The sequence below is a fragment of the Paraburkholderia sediminicola genome (assembly GCF_046030555.1).
GTDB classification, from domain to species: Bacteria; Pseudomonadota; Gammaproteobacteria; order Burkholderiales; family Burkholderiaceae; genus Paraburkholderia; species Paraburkholderia sediminicola_E.
On record NZ_JAQQCH010000001.1, the window covers coordinates 31,633 to 47,712 of the forward strand.

The 16,080-nt window shown below is 63.7% G+C and carries 15 protein-coding genes; 8 read left to right on the forward strand and 7 right to left on the reverse strand.

Annotated features, from left to right (window positions below):
- Positions 1-122: 122 nt before the first annotated feature.
- The 4 genes from PQQ52_RS00155 to PQQ52_RS00170 form a co-directional block, all read right to left on the reverse strand.
- Positions 123-1,598, reverse strand: coding sequence for a tetratricopeptide repeat protein (locus PQQ52_RS00155; protein ID WP_408205736.1), 1,476 nt, complete (start codon positions 1,596-1,598; stop codon positions 123-125).
- Between the two features lie 47 nt (positions 1,599-1,645).
- Complete coding sequence (aroC, locus tag PQQ52_RS00160) at positions 1,646-2,746, reverse strand: chorismate synthase (RefSeq protein ID WP_408205738.1); 1,101 nt, start codon at positions 2,744-2,746, stop codon at positions 1,646-1,648.
- 221 nt (positions 2,747-2,967) lie between these two features.
- On the reverse strand, positions 2,968-4,905 hold the full coding sequence (locus tag PQQ52_RS00165) for an MFS transporter (protein WP_408205740.1): 1,938 nt from the start codon (positions 4,903-4,905) through the stop codon (positions 2,968-2,970).
- 141 nt (positions 4,906-5,046) lie between these two features.
- Positions 5,047-5,511, reverse strand: a complete 465-nt coding sequence (locus PQQ52_RS00170) for a CBS domain-containing protein (RefSeq protein ID WP_408205742.1) — start codon at positions 5,509-5,511, stop codon at positions 5,047-5,049.
- Positions 5,512-5,761: 250 nt separating this feature from the next.
- Here PQQ52_RS00170 and PQQ52_RS00175 point away from each other — a divergent pair, with 250 nt between their 5' ends.
- The 3 genes from PQQ52_RS00175 to PQQ52_RS00185 all read left to right on the forward strand — a co-directional run bounded on the left by PQQ52_RS00175 (position 5,762) and on the right by PQQ52_RS00185 (position 8,589).
- A complete protein-coding gene (locus PQQ52_RS00175; RefSeq protein ID WP_408205744.1) occupies positions 5,762-7,228 on the forward strand; it encodes an O-acetylhomoserine aminocarboxypropyltransferase in 1,467 nt (488 codons plus the stop codon).
- Positions 7,225-8,070 (forward strand): alpha/beta fold hydrolase, encoded by an 846-nt coding sequence (locus PQQ52_RS00180; RefSeq protein ID WP_408205746.1) that lies wholly within the window; start codon positions 7,225-7,227, stop codon positions 8,068-8,070. Before PQQ52_RS00175 ends, PQQ52_RS00180 begins: the two co-directional genes overlap by 4 nt.
- A gap of 198 nt (positions 8,071-8,268) precedes the next feature.
- Positions 8,269-8,589, forward strand: a complete 321-nt coding sequence (locus PQQ52_RS00185) for an Mpo1-like protein (RefSeq protein WP_408205748.1) — start codon at positions 8,269-8,271, stop codon at positions 8,587-8,589.
- Positions 8,590-8,751: 162 nt separating this feature from the next.
- Here PQQ52_RS00185 and PQQ52_RS00190 read toward each other — a convergent pair whose 3' ends face one another.
- On the reverse strand, positions 8,752-10,065 hold the full coding sequence (locus PQQ52_RS00190) for a YihY family inner membrane protein (protein WP_408205750.1): 1,314 nt from the start codon (positions 10,063-10,065) through the stop codon (positions 8,752-8,754).
- A gap of 120 nt (positions 10,066-10,185) precedes the next feature.
- On the opposite strand from PQQ52_RS00190, the gene wrbA reads away from it, so the two are divergent.
- From wrbA to PQQ52_RS00215, 5 genes are all read left to right on the forward strand, one after another.
- Positions 10,186-10,788 (forward strand): NAD(P)H:quinone oxidoreductase, encoded by a 603-nt coding sequence (wrbA, locus tag PQQ52_RS00195; protein ID WP_408205752.1) that lies wholly within the window; start codon positions 10,186-10,188, stop codon positions 10,786-10,788.
- 137 nt (positions 10,789-10,925) lie between these two features.
- On the forward strand, positions 10,926-11,339 hold the full coding sequence (locus PQQ52_RS00200; RefSeq protein ID WP_408206745.1) for a DUF2069 domain-containing protein: 414 nt from the start codon (positions 10,926-10,928) through the stop codon (positions 11,337-11,339).
- A 51-nt stretch (positions 11,340-11,390) separates the two neighbouring features.
- The gene (locus tag PQQ52_RS00205; RefSeq protein WP_408205754.1) at positions 11,391-12,809 is read left to right on the forward strand and encodes an FAD-binding oxidoreductase; all 1,419 of its coding nucleotides are present in this window, start codon (positions 11,391-11,393) and stop codon (positions 12,807-12,809) included.
- A 53-nt stretch (positions 12,810-12,862) separates the two neighbouring features.
- Positions 12,863-13,669: a metallophosphoesterase gene (locus tag PQQ52_RS00210; RefSeq protein WP_408205756.1), complete on the forward strand. Its 807-nt coding sequence runs from the start codon at positions 12,863-12,865 to the stop codon at positions 13,667-13,669.
- 210 nt (positions 13,670-13,879) lie between these two features.
- Positions 13,880-14,599 carry an SOS response-associated peptidase gene (locus PQQ52_RS00215; RefSeq protein WP_408205758.1) on the forward strand — a complete coding sequence of 240 codons (720 nt, stop codon included), beginning with the start codon at positions 13,880-13,882 and terminating at the stop codon, positions 14,597-14,599.
- A 149-nt stretch (positions 14,600-14,748) separates the two neighbouring features.
- Here PQQ52_RS00215 and PQQ52_RS00220 read toward each other — a convergent pair whose 3' ends face one another.
- The gene (locus PQQ52_RS00220) at positions 14,749-14,907 is read right to left on the reverse strand and encodes a hypothetical protein (RefSeq protein ID WP_325043846.1); all 159 of its coding nucleotides are present in this window, start codon (positions 14,905-14,907) and stop codon (positions 14,749-14,751) included.
- Between the two features lie 232 nt (positions 14,908-15,139).
- Positions 15,140-16,078 (reverse strand): LysR family transcriptional regulator, encoded by a 939-nt coding sequence (locus PQQ52_RS00225; protein ID WP_408205760.1) that lies wholly within the window; start codon positions 16,076-16,078, stop codon positions 15,140-15,142.
- Positions 16,079-16,080: the final 2 nt, after the last annotated feature.

Here is a 16,080-nt window from a genome sequence, read left to right on the forward strand (position 1 = left end):
GTCGTACGCGGAGCCTATTTGTTTGTCCGCGTGCGGCACGCAATCAAATCGCTCCGGGCGGGAAAAAGATAACGGGGCATTCGCTGCAGCCGCATCGCCAGCAATGCCGCAAAGCAAAAAGCTCAGACGCCCCGCGTCATTTCAATCCGCTCCCGCACTTTAGCCAGCACAGGCGCCCACGCGCCAATCTCAGGCTGTCGAAAGAGCTCAATGGAATCGTACCAGGCCGTGGTGCGCGATTCGTCGCCCCAAAACCATGCCGACACATGGTCGATCATTAAACACGTCGGCACACCGAGTGCTCCGGCCAGATGCGCCGGCCCGCTGTCAATCGTGACGACCAGATCCAGATTCGCCAGCAACGCAGCGACGTCGTCGAATCCCGACTGGAAATGGTGGGTCAAATCGACAACATCCAGATGCTTGGCCCGCCACTGCGCGACCGTCTCGCTGCGCCCCGGCGACAACGCAAACCAGGTCACGCCCGGCACACTCAATAGCGGCTCGAACTGCTCGACAGGCACCGAACGCCGCATGTCGCGGATATGCTCCGGATTGCCGTTCCACACCAAACCAACTTTTCGACTACCGGGCTGACCGGCCGTGTGCGCCTGAACCCGCTCGCGCCATGCCTGCACACGTGCGGGCTCGGCGCTCAGATACGGCGCACCCCACCCCGTTGCATCGAAAACGCCAAGCCGCAGGGGCAAGCTCATCAACCCGCAATGAAAATCAGGCCGCGTCTCAAGACTTGTTTCGAGCGGCAGGTCAGCAGGCAGCATCCGTTCGAACAGATGCCGCAACGGCCCATCGTGACCGAAAATCACCCGGCCGCCCTGGCGTCGCGCCCGCTCGGCCAGCAACGGCAGAAAGCGTATCGCCCAAAGGCAATCACCGTTGCCCTGCTCGCCGTACACGATCAGCGTTTTACCTTCCAGCGATTCGCCCTGCCAATGCGCGCTGATCGAAGCGAGCGCATGCTGCGCGTTATTCAAATCGTCGCCGAACGCGACGCGGGATTCGTAGTGCGCCCAGCCGTCAGTGAAACGTCCTGTGCGGATTTCGAGTTCCGACAGATCGAACTGCGCATGCGCGTTATTCGGCGACAACTCCAGCACTCGCCTGAGCAACGCTTCCGCTTCAGCAAACCGCGCCTGCTCCTTGATGCACAACGCGAGCTTGTGAAGCGCCACCGGATTGCCGGGCACGACACGCACCGCTTCACGCAGCAGCCGCTCAGCCGTGTCGAAATCGTTGTGCTGTTGGACGGCGGCGGCGCGCCAGATCAGCGCGTTGGCGTCTTCGTTGTTTCGTTCGAGAAGCAGCGCCGTGGCGGACTCGACGAGTGCCCAATCGCGCACGATGAACGCCGTCTGCGCAATCGTGTGAAGCAGTGTAGGTTCGCAAGAGGAATCGAGTTGATAGGCGCGCACCAGCGCTGCAAGTGCTTCACGCCGGCGTGCTTTGTCGCGGCCAGCATGTTGCAAGAGCGTTTGTCCGAATGCAAGACAGTCGGCCGCGCCGGCATGTGGCGCGGCAGCACGCGCACGCAGGTCCGCGAGATGCTTATCTGCCGGCTCGATGTTCGTATCGGTCATTGAGACGATGCTGCGCGCGCAGTACGAAGAAGCTCAGAGCGCGTCCTTTACGGCGCGCTCGCTGCAATCTTCGGCGTGCTCACGGCGACGTCGCCACATTGCGCACGATGGCGCAGCGCGTGGTCGATCAGCACCAGCGCAAGCATGGATTCGGCGATCGGTGTGGCACGGATGCCAACGCACGGGTCATGGCGCCCGAAGGTTTCGACGATAGCCGGTTGCCCCGCCTTGTCGATCGAGCGGCGCGGCGTGCGGATGCTCGAAGTCGGCTTGATCGCGATGGACACCGTGATGTCCTGCCCGGTCGAAATGCCACCGAGCACGCCGCCCGCGTGATTGCCGACGAAGCCCTCCGGCGTCAATTCGTCGCCGTGCACCGAGCCGCGTTGCGCGACGCTGGCGAAGCCCGCGCCAATCTCGACGCCCTTCACCGCATTGATGCCCATCATGGCGTGCGCGATGTCCGCATCGAGGCGGTCGAACAGCGGCTCGCCGAGCCCAACTGGCACGCCGGAAGCCACGACGTTGATGCGGGCGCCGATCGAGTCGCCGTCTTTACGCAGCGCATCCATGTACTCTTCGAGTTGCGGCACGATGTCTGCATTGGGCACGAAGAACGGGTTCTCACGCACATGCACCCAGTCGACAAACGGCACGTCGATCTCGCCGAGTGCCGCCATGTAGCCGCGGATCTCGGTACCAAATTTTTCGCGCAACCATTTCTTCGCCACGGCGCCGGCCGCGACCGTCGGTGCAGTCAGACGAGCCGACGAACGGCCACCGCCGCGATAGTCGCGAATGCCGTATTTCTGCCAGTAGGTGTAGTCGGCATGGCCAGGGCGGAAGGTGTCTGCGATGTTGCCATAGTCTTTGCTGCGCTGGTCCGTATTGCGAATCAGGAGCGCGATTGGCGCGCCGGTGGTCTGGCCTTCGAACACGCCCGACAGGATCTCGACCTTGTCTTCTTCCTGACGCTGCGTGACGTGGCGCGACGTGCCCGGCTTGCGACGGTCGAGTTCGAGTTGGATATCGGCTTCGCCGAGCGCCATGCCCGGCGGGCAGCCGTCGATCACGCAGCCGATAGCGGGACCATGCGATTCGCCGAAGGTCGTGACAGTGAAAAGCGTACCGAGCGTGTTACCGGACATGGGCGTCGTCCAAAGAAATGCGGGGAAGGCACTATTATGCCAGCCCTCAAGGGGCTAGGGCCGCCGTGCGCAACGGTCTATGCCTTCCGGACAAGTCTCCGGCGAGGAGATGGCCGCAGGTGGAGGCGCTGAAATTCCTGCCGTAACGGGACCCAACCGCGAATTCCGTCACGCGGCGGCCTGCGCTACGGACCCGATCGGCAGGCCGCTATCCGCCCGCGCTACTTCCGCGCCCCCCGCAACTCCGTGACAATCTGCTGCAATACCTCCGGCGTCGCCTGCGCTGGCTCGATCGGCTCACCCACCGCCAGCGTCAGCCGGCTCATCACGCCCTTCTGGATCGGTCGCGGCCAGCGCGCGTCGTTGGCGCGCGAAAACACACTGCCCCATAGTCCACGCAGCGCCATCGGTATCACCGGCGCCGGCGTGCGGCGGACAATCTCGGTCACGCCGTGGCGGAACGGATTCATCTCGCCGGTCTTCGTCAGCTTGCCTTCCGGGAAGATGCAGACCAGGTCGCCCTCGGCGAGCGCCTCTGCGCAGCGCTCATAGGCGCGCGTCAGCAGTTCCGGATCCTGATGGGCGGGTGCGATCGGAATCGCCTTCGCCTGCCGGAACACCCAGCCGGCGAACGGCGTCTTGAAAATCTGGTGGTCCATCACGAAACGGATCGGCCGCGGGCTCTCGGCCATGATGACGATCGCGTCGACGAAGCTGACGTGGTTACACACCAGCACGGCTGCGCCTTCTTCCGGAATCCGTTCGGCATGCACCAGCCGAATCCGGTAGAACGTATGCACCAGCACCCAGGCGATAAAACGCAGCAAAAACTCAGGCACGAGCGAATAAATGTACGTCGCGACGACAATGTTCAGCAGCGCGGTCACAAGGAAAATCGCGGGAATGCTGAAACCCGCCGCGGTCAGCCCCATCGCCATCAACGCCGAGACGATCATGAACAGCGAATTCAGAATATTATTCGCGGCGATGATGCGTGCGCGGTGGGTCGGTTGGCTGCGGCTCTGGATCAACGCATAGAGCGGCACGCTATAGAAGCCGCCGAACATGGCGAGCAGGAACAGATCGGCCAGCACGCGCCAATGGGCGGGCCGCACGAGGAATTCGCCGACGCTCAACAGATGCCCCGCTGCCGGCAGCGCATGGCTCGCGAAGAACAGGTCGATCGCAAACACGCTCATGCCGATCGAGCCGAGCGGCACGAGGCCGATTTCGACGCGTCGCTTCGAAAGTTTTTCGCACATCAACGAACCCAAACCGATGCCGATCGAGAACGTACCGAGCAGCACGGTCACGACATCCGGGTCGGCGGACAGCACATTTTTAGCGAAGCTGAAAAACGAGGAGAGAAAGGTCGCGCCGACAAACCACAGCCAGGAAATCCCCAGCAGGCTGAGAAACACCGTCCGGTTTTCGCGCGCGAGCTTCAGGTTGCGCCACGTCTCGCTGATCGGATTCCAGTTGATGCGCAGATCGGGCTGCGGCGCCGCTGTGACCGGTACAAGGTTCGACACGAGCCGCCCCACCAGCGCGATCCCGACACATGCGCAGGCCAGCACCGCGGCGCCATGCTCGACGAACCCCGCGCCCACGCCGCCGACGATCGTACCGATCAGGATTGCGACGAAGGTGCCCATCTCGACCATCCCGTTGCCGCCGACGAGCTCCGACTTCGACAGATGCTGCGGCAGGTATGAATACTTGACCGGTCCGAACACGGTCGAATGGACGCCCATCAGAAACGTGCACAGATACAGCAACGGCGCGCTATGCAGCCAGAAGCCCGCGCCGCCGATCAGCATGACGACGATTTCGAAGCTCTTGACGAAGCGCGTGAGCATCGCCTTGTCGTACTTGTCCGCGATCTGGCCGGAGGTGGCAGACAGCAGCACAAAAGGCAGAATGAAAATGGCCGAGATCAGGAACGCAGCCGTTTTTGGATCGACACCGGAAAAGCGCGCCGCCTGATACGTCACCAGCGACGTGAAGCCGATCTTGAAAACATTATCGTTCATCGCGCCGAGGAACTGGGTCCAGAAAAACGGCGCGAAGCGGCGCTGGCCGAGCAGGCGAAATTGGGACTCGTGCGCCTCGTGAGGACGGCCGGCACGGCGGGCAGCAGGTAACGGACGATCGCTCATGAAGTTCGGAGAACGGCCTGAAAGCGCAACAAACGGGAAAGGACCGGGCACAAAAAAAGCGCACGCTTTCGCGCGCGCCTTGACCGCATCTTCATACTCACGGCAACGGCGCGAGCGCCGCGGTGAGCCACCGCGCGTGATTTAGCGCGGCGCCGGTTGCTGTTCCGGCTGCTCTTCCGGCCAGTCGCGGATGTAGGCCTTGAGCATGCGGTTTTCGAAGCCCTGCTCTTCGACCACCGCCTTCGCAACGTCGTAGAACGAGATCACGCCCATCAGTGTGCGGCTTTCCAGTACCGGCAAATAACGCACGTGATGCTCGAGCATCATGCGACGAACCTCGTTGACATCCGTTTCGGGCGTGCAGGTCAACGGATGGTCGTCCATCAACTTGCGGATCGTGGAGGTGCCGAGGCTGCCGCCGTGCTTGCTCAAGGTCAGAATAATTTCACGAAATGTCAGCATGCCGACGAGGTCGCCGTATTCCATCACGACCAGAGAGCCGATATCGTGCTCGGCCATTGTATTGACTGCGTCGTGCAGCGTGGTATCCGGCGTGACCGTAAAAAGGGTGTTGCCTTTGACTTTAAGAATGTCGCTGACTCGCATGTTCTGTCTCCGTGATACCCGCTAAGCTGATATTGCCTGAATGACTTTCGATCCTAGCGGAAAGGTCCATAAAAGGAAAGCGGCCCGCCCACCAAGGCGCAACGGGCGTTTGCAAGGTCTATCCAACGCCGGTCAGACCGCGCGCATTGGCCAACCCGCGGGAAAACCGCGCTTGAAGCGATCCATGCCGGTGATAGGATGGCCGCCACTTTCACCTTTCGCGAGGCCGTCCGTGGCCTCGCCGCCCAGGATGTCCGCCAACCGCTTCGATACGCTTGCGCTGCACGCCGGCGCAGCGCCCGACCCGACCACCGGCGCGCGCGCCACGCCTATTTACCAGACTACCTCGTTTTCGTTCCGCGACTCGGACCACGCCGCGGCGCTCTTCAATATGGAACGCGCCGGCCACGTCTATTCGCGCATCTCGAATCCGACCGTGGCCGTGTTCGAGGAACGCGTTGCCGCGCTGGAAAACGGCGCGGGCGCGATCGGTACCGCCAGCGGCCAGGCCGCGCTCCATCTGGCGATCGCCACGTTGATGGGCGCAGGCGCCCATATCGTCGCCTCTAGCGCGCTGTACGGCGGCTCGCATAACCTGCTGCACTACACGCTGCGGCGCTTCGGCATCGAGACGACCTTCGTCAAACCGGGCGACCTCGACGCGTGGCGCGCCGCACTGCGCCCGAACACGCGCCTGCTGTTCGGCGAGACGCTCGGCAACCCGGGCCTCGACGTGCTCGATATCGCCGCGGTGGCGCAACTCGCGCACGAACACCGCGTGCCGCTGCTGGTCGATTCGACCTTCACCACGCCTTACCTGCTCAAGCCGTTCGAGCACGGCGCCGACTTCGTCTATCACTCGGCGACCAAGTTCCTCGGCGGCCACGGCACCACGATAGGCGGCGTACTCGTAGACGGCGGCACTTTCGACTTCAATGCATCCGGCCGCTTCCCCGAATTTACCGAGCCATACGAGGGCTTTCACGGCATGGTGTTCGCCGAGGAAAGCACGGTCGCGCCGTTCCTTCTGCGCGCGCGCCATGAGGGCTTGCGCGACTTCGGCGCGTGCCTGCATCCCCAGGCCGCATGGCAACTTCTGCAAGGCATCGAGACGCTGCCGCTACGCATGGAACGGCATGTCGCGAATACGCGCAAGGTGGTCGAATTTCTGTGCGCACACCCTGCCGTCGAAGCCGTCGCCTACCCGGAACTGCCATCGCATCCGGACCACGCGCTCGCGAAACGTCTGTTGCCGCGCGGCGTGGGCGCGGTGTTCAGCTTCAATCTGCGCGGCGACCGCGCCGCCGGGCGCAGCTTTATCGAAGCGCTTTCGCTGTTCTCACATCTCGCGAACGTCGGCGACGCGCGCTCGCTGGTCATCCATCCTGCATCGACCACGCATTTCCGCATGGACGCCGCCGCGCTCGCCGCAGCAGGCATCGCTGAAGGCACGATCCGTCTGTCCATCGGCCTTGAAGACCCCGACGATCTGATCGACGACCTCAAGCGGGCGCTGAAAGCCGCGCAGAAAGCGAGCGGGACGACTGGGCCTGCGAGTGGGCCATCCGGGCCGTCCGGCGCGACAAAACATAGCGCCTCCGGCTCGTCCGCGGCCTCGGCCCAAGGCAGTCCCTCGAACACATCCGCCCCTCTGGCCCAAAGCAACCCATCCGCCCCATCCGCTGATGCGGCCAAACCCCGCCCGGAGTCCGCATGATCCTTACCGTTCAAGGCAAATCCGCCTACGCGTACACCGGCGGCAAACCATTCGACCCGGGCCTGCCGACCGCCGTGTTCATCCACGGCGCCGAGCATGACCATAGCGTGTGGGCGTTGCAAACGCGTTACTTCGCGCATCACGGCTTCGGCGTGCTGGCGGTCGATCTGCCCGGACACTGCCGCAGCGACGGTCCGGCGCTCACGACCGTAACAGCAATGGCCGACTGGCTGGCCGCTCTGCTCGACGCCGCCGGCGTACAGCGCGCATTCGTGGCCGGCCACAGCATGGGCTCGCTCGTCGCACTTGACTTCGCAGGGCGCTATCCGGAGCGCGCAACGCACCTCGCGCTGCTCGCCACCGCCGCGCCGATGGCCGTCTCCGACGCCTTGCTCGACGCGGCCCTGCATCGCGAACCCGATGCAATCGGCATGGTCAATCAATGGTCGCATTCGACGCTCGCTGCCAAGCCGTCATGTCCCGGCCCCGGCTCCTGGCTGCACGGCATGAACCAGCGGCTGATGGAGCGTGTTTCGGCAAGCGGTGAGCCGAATCTGTTCCACACCGACTTCACCGCCTGCAATAGCTACGCGGATGGCCTTACACGCGCGGCCGAGGTGCGTTGCCCGACCCGATTGATCGTGGGCCGGCGCGATGCGATGACGCCGCCACGTGCGGCCAAAGCGCTCGCCGACACGCTCTCTCGAGCTGGCGTACCGGTCGACACCGTCATGCTCGAAGCCGGGCATGCCCTCATGACCGAGCAGCCCGATGCCACGCTCGACGCGCTGTTCAGCTTCGCCTCGAAAGCCGCAGGCGCCGTTCCAAACAGCGTTCGCTAGCCGCTGCGAGTTGTCACGATAACCGCACCGGCGCAGGCGCACCATCGGCCGAATGGCCAGGTTGCACGCATGGCCCGATAGCCGCACAATGGGTCAGCCTGTCCTGTTTCGAGCGCGCTCCGGGCATGCCGGCGCGCGGCGAAGCAACCTGGGAGCGACAGGCACGGAATCGAGTAGCGTCGACATTCGGAGGCCGTGATGGCTCAAACCGCGCACACCGATCACTTCGCGAGTTTTGCGGAGTTCTACCCGTATTACCTGAGCGAGCATCGCAACACGGTATCGCGGCGGCTGCATTTCGTGGGTTCGCTGGGCGTGATCGGCTGCCTCGCCATGGCGCTTGCCACCGGCAACTGGCTATGGCTGCCGGCTGCCGTAGTCTGCGGATACGGCTTTGCCTGGGTCGGGCATTTCTTCTTCGAGAAGAACCGGCCGGCTACCTTCCGGCATCCGCTCTATAGCCTGATGGGCGACTGGGTAATGTTCAAGGACATCTGCGTCGGGAAGATTTCACTGTAGGTTTGCCGTCGAATTGGCGTCGTGTGCCCGCCGCGATAGTTTCGCTGTGAATTCAGCCTACCCGATGCGACATTCGAGTTGCCACGGTTTCGCAGTCGGCCTGGTCCGCTTGTGATGCGGACTCCCGCTGCCACAGTTTCGCTGCGGCATCAGGAGGCCGCCTCAAGCCGCCTGATGTGGCATTGAAGAAGTGCCCTGCTCACTTTCCTGCGCGCGCGCCGCCCGCGCGGCAGCACGGGCCGCCAGCAACACCGCGAGCGTCACTTTCAGCTTGTCGTTTTCCAACGCCGCCAGAAGCGTCTGGCCATCTACGCGCGTGGAGTTCAGTTCAAGCTGATATTCGAGTTCCGCGCGATCGATGACAAACAGATCGTAAAGACGCTCGACGGTGATCTGCGCCGGATTCGCCAGCAGCAGGAAGTGCGGACGCATGCCATCCTCCTGCAAGCGCGCAATCCACTCGATCTCCTCGAGTTTTTGCAGCAGCTTGACCGTGGTATCCATCTCACGGCGAAGCATGCGCGAGAGCTCCTGCACCGTGTAGCCGCGCTTGCCGGCGTCGCGCGCTTCCGAGAGACGCGCGAGGAGTTCAAGCGAATCGAACAGATCGCTGCCCTCGAAAACCGGCCGGTGAAACTGGCCAATGCGGATTGCCGGCAACGCCGACGCGATCATCGCACCGGCCAGCGCGATAAACCAGCATAGGTACATCCACAGCAGGAAAAGCGGTATGGCGGCAAATGCCCCGTACACCGCCGTATAGGTGGGAATCCGGCGCACGTAATAGCCAAAGCCACGCTTGGCGAGTTCGAACGCGATCGCGGCAGTAATCCCGCCGATCACCGCGTCGCGCCATTCCACCCGGCAGTTCGGCAGAAACACGTAAAGCATCGTGAAGGCGAGCGCCGTCAACGGCAATGCGGCGCCGGTCAGCGCCCAGTCGATCACTGGCGGAATGTGCTGGGCCGCCGTGAATGCCATGGAGCGTGTGAACAGATAGGATGAAATCGACAGGCTCACGCCGATCAGGATCGGGCCGAGCGTGATGATCGCCCAGTACACCAGAATGCGCTGCGCGATCGGCCGTGCCTTGCGCACCCGCCAGATCACGTTGAAGGCGGATTCCACGGTCATCATCGTCATGACCGCGGTGACGAACAGAAAAATCATGCCGATGGTCGTAAGGCCCTTGGCTTTCGACGCGAACTGATTCAGATAATCGAAAATCTGACTGTTGAGCTGCGCAGGCATCAGATGGTCGGCAAGGAAAATCTGCAGCGACATCTGAAACGAACTGAAAATCGGGAACGCGGTGAACAGCGCAAACGCGACCGTGGCAAGCGGCACGAGCGCGAGCATGGTGGTGAACGTGAGGCTGCCGGCCACCTGCGGAATGCGGTCTTCGCTACTACGCTTCGCGGCAAACTGCGCGAGCCGTTTGAGCGTGTCGAGATCGAAACGCACCCTGGACAACAAACCCACCTCCTTGCTTCATAAAACGGTGTTTCAGGACAGTGCGCGAGGCCTGGCCGAATGGCTATGGATGGCCTGTGCAGCGGACCCAGCCCCTATAATACCCGTTCACCGATGAGGCCTATGAAAGACATTCTCGTGCTCTATTACAGCCGTCACGGCGCCACGCGCGAGCTTGCGCTGGCGATCGCGCACGGCGTCGACAGCGTCTCCGGCATGCAGGCGCGTGTGCGCACCGTGCCGCCGGTTTCCACCGTCTGCGAAGCGACCCAGCCGGATATTCCCGCAGAGGGGCCACCCTATGTCGAACTGCGTGATCTCGAGGAGTGCGCCGGCCTCGCGCTCGGTTCACCCACCCGCTTCGGCAATATGGCCGCGTCGCTGAAATATTTTCTCGACGGCACCACGCCGCAGTGGCTGTCAGGTGCGCTGTCCGGCAAACCGGCCTGCGTGTTCACGTCCACCGGCAGTTTGCACGGCGGCCAGGAATCCACGCTGCTGTCCATGATGTTGCCACTTCTGCACCACGGCATGCTGATCGTCGGCATTCCGTACACCGAGAGCGCGCTCTCCACCACGCAAACCGGCGGCACGCCCTACGGCGCGTCGCATTTCGCGCGCGCGGGCACAGCCGAACAAGGCATCTCGGCCGACGAAAAGACGCTTGCGATCGCCCTCGGCGCACGCGTTGCCCGCACGGCGGCGTCCATGAGCGAACGGCCGTGAGTGAGCCGACTGCACCCAAAGCCGCGAACGATGCGAATGCCGCGAATGACACGTTACCCGCGCGCGACCGCAACGCGCAACATGCCGGCTCGTTCCCGGCGGATTCCGCAACGAACGCCCCTGCACGCGCAACGGTCATGCCCGTGCAGCAAAAACGCGCCGCTGCTTTCGGCGCCACTGCAGCCCTGCTCGCGCTGATCGTGTTGTCCGTTGCGTGGGAATGGTGGCTCGCGCCGCTGCGCCCGGGCGGCTCGGCACTGGTGCTCAAAGGCGTACCGCTGCTGCTCGCCTTACCCGGCGTGTGGCGGCGCCGGCTTTACACGCTGCAATGGGCATCGATGCTGATCCTGCTGTATTTTGCCGAAGGCATCGTCCGCGGTTGGAGCGACCGCGGTCTGAGCGCCCGCCTCGGCTGGCTCGAAACCGCCCTTGCCGTGGTTTTTTTCGTCTGCACGCTGGCGTATGTCGCACCGTTCAAGCGCGCCGCAAAACGGGCCGCAAAGGAAAACGCAAAGCAGAACGCCGAGCATGCCGAGGGACCCGCACGGTGAAAACAGCGTTTTCCGCGTAACCTATCCGCCGATTATCCTGACCGACTAAACATGACCCAAGCCGCTTTCCTCACCGCTTGCCGCGACGCTATCGGCGCCGCCCAGGTGCTGACCGACCCGCACGACACCGCCCCCTACCTCACCGACTGGCGCCGCCGCTACACCGGTGCAGCCTGCGCGGTGCTCTGCCCGGCCACGCCTGACGAAGTCGCGTCGCTCGTCAAACTCGCGGTCGAGCATCGCATCGCGTTGGTGCCGCAGGGCGGCAACACCGGTCTGGCCGGCGGCGCCACGCCAGACGAAAGCGGCGCGCAGGCGGTCATCAGTCTGCGGCGCCTGAACCGGGTGCGCGACATCGATCCGCACAACAACACGATCACGGTCGAAGCCGGCGTCATTCTCGCCGAAGTACAAAAGCACGCCGAACAAGCCGGCCGCCTGTTCCCGCTGAGCCTCGCCGCCGAAGGCAGTTGCACGATCGGCGGCAATCTCGCCACCAACGCGGGCGGCACCGGCGTACTGCGCTACGGCAACACGCGCGAACTGTGTCTGGGCCTCGAAGTGGTCACGCCGCAGGGCGAACTGTGGGACGGCCTGCGCGGACTACGCAAGGACAACACTGGCTACGATCTGCGCGATCTGTTCATTGGCGCGGAGGGCACGCTTGGCATCATCACTGCCGCCGTGCTCAAGTTGCATCCAGAACCGGCCGCGCGCGTCACAGCGCTCGCCGCGCTCGCGTCGCCGCATGCGGCACTCGATTTCCTGTCGCTCACGCAACGCGTCGCCGGGCCACTTCTGACCGGTTTCGAATTGATGTCGGATTTCTGTTTGCGGCTGGTGGGGCGGCATTTCGAGCAGATGCGCTATCCGTTCTCCGAACCGCACGCGCAAGTCGTGCTATTGGAACTGTCGGACAGCGAGAGTGAGGCGCATGCGCGCGGACTGTTCGAGCGCCTGATGGAAATCGCGCTCGAGGAAGGCCTGGTCGAAGATGCGGTGGTCGCGGAAAATCTCACGCAGTCGCGGGCATTCTGGAATCTGCGCGAACACATCCCGCTCGCGCAGGCAGAGGAAGGCCTGAACATCAAGCACGATATCGCGGTGCCGATTTCGCGCATCGGCCATTTCATCGAGGAAACCGACGCGGCGATCGCTGAAGCGGTGCCGGGCGTGCGCATGGTCACGTTCGGCCATCTCGGCGACGGCAATCTGCACTACAACGTGCAGGCGCCCGAAGGCGTCGACGCGAAGGCGTTCCTCAAGACCTGGCAAAGCCCGATCAACCAGATCGTCTATGACAGCGTGCACCGGCATCGTGGCAGCATCAGCGCGGAACACGGCCTCGGTCAGTTGAAGATCGACGAGGCGATGCACTACAAGCAGGACGTCGAGGTGCAGTTGATGCGCGCCGTCAAACACGCGCTCGACCCATTGAACCTGATGAATCCGGGCAAGGTGCTACGCTAGGGTCTGAGAAGCCTTCGCCGTTGGGTGCGAGGCTCGTTGCAGGAGTCGTAGCCGTGAAGATTCGAGTGCTGTCCGATCTGCATCTGGAGAACGACGAGCCCGAGCTGATCCCGCATGCGCACGCGGACCTGATCGTGCTGGCCGGCGACATCCACAATCACGCGGCCGGCCCGCGCTGGGCCGCGCAAACCTTCGACGGCGCCGTACCGGTGGTCTACGTGCCCGGCAATCACGAGTACTACGACGGCGAATTCGGCGCGCTCGAAACGGCGCTCTACGACGCAGCGGCGCAAGTCGACAACGTGCACGTGCTGAACAATGCCACGCTGGTCGACCCGCAAGGCCGCTGGCGCGTGCTCGGCACCACCTTGTGGACCGACTTCGCGCTATATGGCGCGGACTCCGACTCGCTCGCCCAGTCTATCGAGGCATCGCGCCGGGTGATGCTCGACTTCCGCGGCCTGATCCAGATGAACTGGCCACACGACACCCAGGACTCGCCGCGCGACTTTACCCCTGACGATTCCCTCGCGCTGCATCGCCAGGCGCGCGCGTGGCTCGAAAGCGAGCTGGCGAAGCCGTTCGAGGGCAAGACGATTGTCGTCACGCATCACGCGCCGCATCGGCTGAGTCTGGCCGAGCGCTACGCGGAGGACCGCGTGTCGGCCGGTTTCGTCAATCATTTGCCGGAACTGGTGCGCTCGCCCGTCGCACTGTGGATTCACGGACATACGCATACGCCGTTCGACTACACCGTGAACGGCACGCGCGTGGTCTGCAATCCACGCGGCTATCTCGACCGGCGCACCGGTCAGCCGGAGAATCCGCAATTCGCGTGGGATAAAGTTGTAGAGATATAGCGTCGGCTTGGGGCCGATCTGGGTAGCGCAGCCCGGCGCCACGCACTACGCTGTTGTTGTCGTCGGGTTCGGGTCCTGCCGACGCGTGACCGGCACGTGGGGCGCGGGCACGTGGGCGTGCTGGCGTGCCGGCACATCAGCATCGCACCGGATCGCCGGATAGCGCGAATCGGTTAAACCCGCCAGGCCGGTCATCTCCGGAGGTCGCTCATGTGTGGACGAATCAGCCAGTACCGCGATCCGCATCTGTACACGCAGCAGCTTGGCCTCGCCGATCCGCTCCTGCTGTTCGACGCCGCAGACCGCCGCCCCGGCTACAACCTCGCGCCGGGCACCCACCCGCTCGCGATCTACCCGGACCAAACGCTGCACGCGATCCACTGGGGTTATTGCCCGGCGTGGGCACGCGAGCAGCATCTGCCGCAGACGATCAACGCACGTGCCGAAACCGCGCCGCATACACGCTACTTCAAAGATCTATGGAAAACCGGACGGGTGCTGGTGCCGGCAGACGGCTGGTTCGAATGGCGCATGGAAGCCCCGCCCGGAACATCAAACAGGGATAACACGGCCGGAGCCGACGCAACGGTTCGCCAGCCTTACTTCGTGCATCTGAAAAGCGATGTACCGATGTACCTCGCGGCCCTGTCGAGCGTGCACGGCACGGAACCGCAAACGGAGGGCATGGGATTGGTGATCGTGACGGCCACCGCCGACGCGGGCCTGATCGACGTGCACGGCCGGCGCCCACTGGTATTTGCGCCAGAGGCGGCACGCCGCTGGTTGGATCCGGCCCTGCAGTCCGACGAACTCGAGCAGCTCGCACGCAGCGCCTGCCTGCCCGCCGCGCGGTTTCGCTGGCACCGGGTGAGTCCGGATGTAGACCGCACGCTCACCGACGAGCCGGGTCTGATCGAAGCGCTGCACTGAGGCAGAAGGCGCTGAGCAGCGCGAAGCGGAACTGATCCGGAGCCTGAGCACATTTACACGGCAAGGCCCGGTAGCACAGAAAGCACCCCGAAAAACACAACAGCAAGCTCAATTGCACCGCGCACGGCAACCCGGCGCGCGGGCCTGGCTCAACGATCGCGCCGTTGTTCCTGCAAATCAGGGCGCTCAACCTTGATCGGCACCAGTTGCGGCTGCTGCTCGCGCAGACGGCGCAGCAGATCGCGCGACGCGGCGATTCCGATCAGTCCCAACATGACGGCCACGCCGATCATCAGATGCGTATCCATGAATTCCTCGTCCTTCGGTTGTTGCGGTTGTTGCGGTCGTTGCGATTTGCCGAACGGCGGCCAACTGAGTGCGCGCGTCCGGCTGAATGCGGCAGCGCATGAACGACACGTTAGCAAATCGACCGCGACGCAGAAGTAAGGAAATGTTGCGACGCGGCACTTGTGTAACAGCCTGTCACGCCGCACCGGTCTGGAACCGTCAACAATGGTCAACCGCCCACGTGGCGCTGCGTCAACCGCGAGCGAACTGGCGCAATTCTTCCTGATCGACGGCGAGCGTGCCGGGCAGCTCGTCGCGCAGGAATTCGACCCACGTGCGAATTTTCGCGTCCAGGTACTGCCGGGACGGATACAACGCATACAGATTCATTTCCTGCGACGTATATTCCGGCAATAACCACACGAGCTCACCGCTACGCAAACCGCTGATCGCCGAGTAGATCGGAATCAGTCCGACCCCCATGCCCTTGCACGCCGCGACCGCCATGGCTTCCGCGACATTCACCTGGAAGGTGGCCGGGCCGAGGACAATCGTTTCCTCGCCATTCGGGCCGTCAAACGTCCATTTGTCGTTGGGAAACACTGGCGTGACCAATTGCAGGCAGGTGTGGTGCACGAGGTCCGCGGGCGTTTGGGGCACGCCGCGCCGCTCCAGGTAAGCCGGCGACGCACAGGCGATGCTGAACGCGCTGCCCAGCCGCTGCGACACCAGTCCCGAATCCGGAAGGCCAGTGGCCAGTGTCAGCGAAACGTCGAAACCTTCGTCGAGCAGGTCAGGCATGCGCTGCGCGAGTGTCAGCTCGACATGCACGTCCGGATAGCGCTCCTGATAGCGCCCCACGGCCGGCACCACGTAGTGCTGGCCGAAGCTTGTCATGGCGTGAACCTTGAGTTTGCCGGACGGGCGCGCGTGAGCGTCGCTGGCCTCCGCTTCGGCCTGATCCACGTACGCCAGGATCTGCTCGCAGCGCTGCAGATAGCGCTCACCCGCCTCGGTCAGCGCGATACGGCGCGTGGTGCGGTTCAACAGACGCGTGCGCAGGTGTGCTTCCAGATCGGAAACCGCGCGCGACGCGTACGCCGTAGTCGTGTTCAGGTGCTGCGCGGCACCGGTAAAGCTGCCCGCTTCGACGACCCGGACAAATACGCGCATGTTTTGAAGCGTATCCATAA

Bases quoted from the DNA above. Each gene is read 5' to 3' on its own strand.
- PQQ52_RS00155 (WP_408205736.1), bottom strand. From the start codon at position 1,598: ATGACCGATACGAACATCGAGCCGGCAGATAAGCATCTCGCGGACCTG.
- aroC (WP_408205738.1), bottom strand. From the start codon at position 2,746: ATGTCCGGTAACACGCTCGGTACGCTTTTCACTGTCACGACCTTCGGC.
- PQQ52_RS00165 (WP_408205740.1), bottom strand. From the start codon at position 4,905: ATGAGCGATCGTCCGTTACCTGCTGCCCGCCGTGCCGGCCGTCCTCAC.
- PQQ52_RS00170 (WP_408205742.1), bottom strand. From the start codon at position 5,511: ATGCGAGTCAGCGACATTCTTAAAGTCAAAGGCAACACCCTTTTTACG.
- PQQ52_RS00175 (WP_408205744.1), top strand. From the start codon at position 5,762: ATGTCCGCCAACCGCTTCGATACGCTTGCGCTGCACGCCGGCGCAGCG.
- PQQ52_RS00180 (WP_408205746.1), top strand. From the start codon at position 7,225: ATGATCCTTACCGTTCAAGGCAAATCCGCCTACGCGTACACCGGCGGC.
- PQQ52_RS00185 (WP_408205748.1), top strand. From the start codon at position 8,269: ATGGCTCAAACCGCGCACACCGATCACTTCGCGAGTTTTGCGGAGTTC.
- wrbA (WP_408205752.1), top strand. From the start codon at position 10,186: ATGAAAGACATTCTCGTGCTCTATTACAGCCGTCACGGCGCCACGCGC.
- PQQ52_RS00200 (WP_408206745.1), top strand. From the start codon at position 10,926: ATGCCCGTGCAGCAAAAACGCGCCGCTGCTTTCGGCGCCACTGCAGCC.
- PQQ52_RS00205 (WP_408205754.1), top strand. From the start codon at position 11,391: ATGACCCAAGCCGCTTTCCTCACCGCTTGCCGCGACGCTATCGGCGCC.
- PQQ52_RS00215 (WP_408205758.1), top strand. From the start codon at position 13,880: ATGTGTGGACGAATCAGCCAGTACCGCGATCCGCATCTGTACACGCAG.
- PQQ52_RS00220 (WP_325043846.1), bottom strand. From the start codon at position 14,907: ATGGATACGCATCTGATGATCGGCGTGGCCGTCATGTTGGGACTGATC.
- PQQ52_RS00225 (WP_408205760.1), bottom strand. From the start codon at position 16,078: ATGGATACGCTTCAAAACATGCGCGTATTTGTCCGGGTCGTCGAAGCG.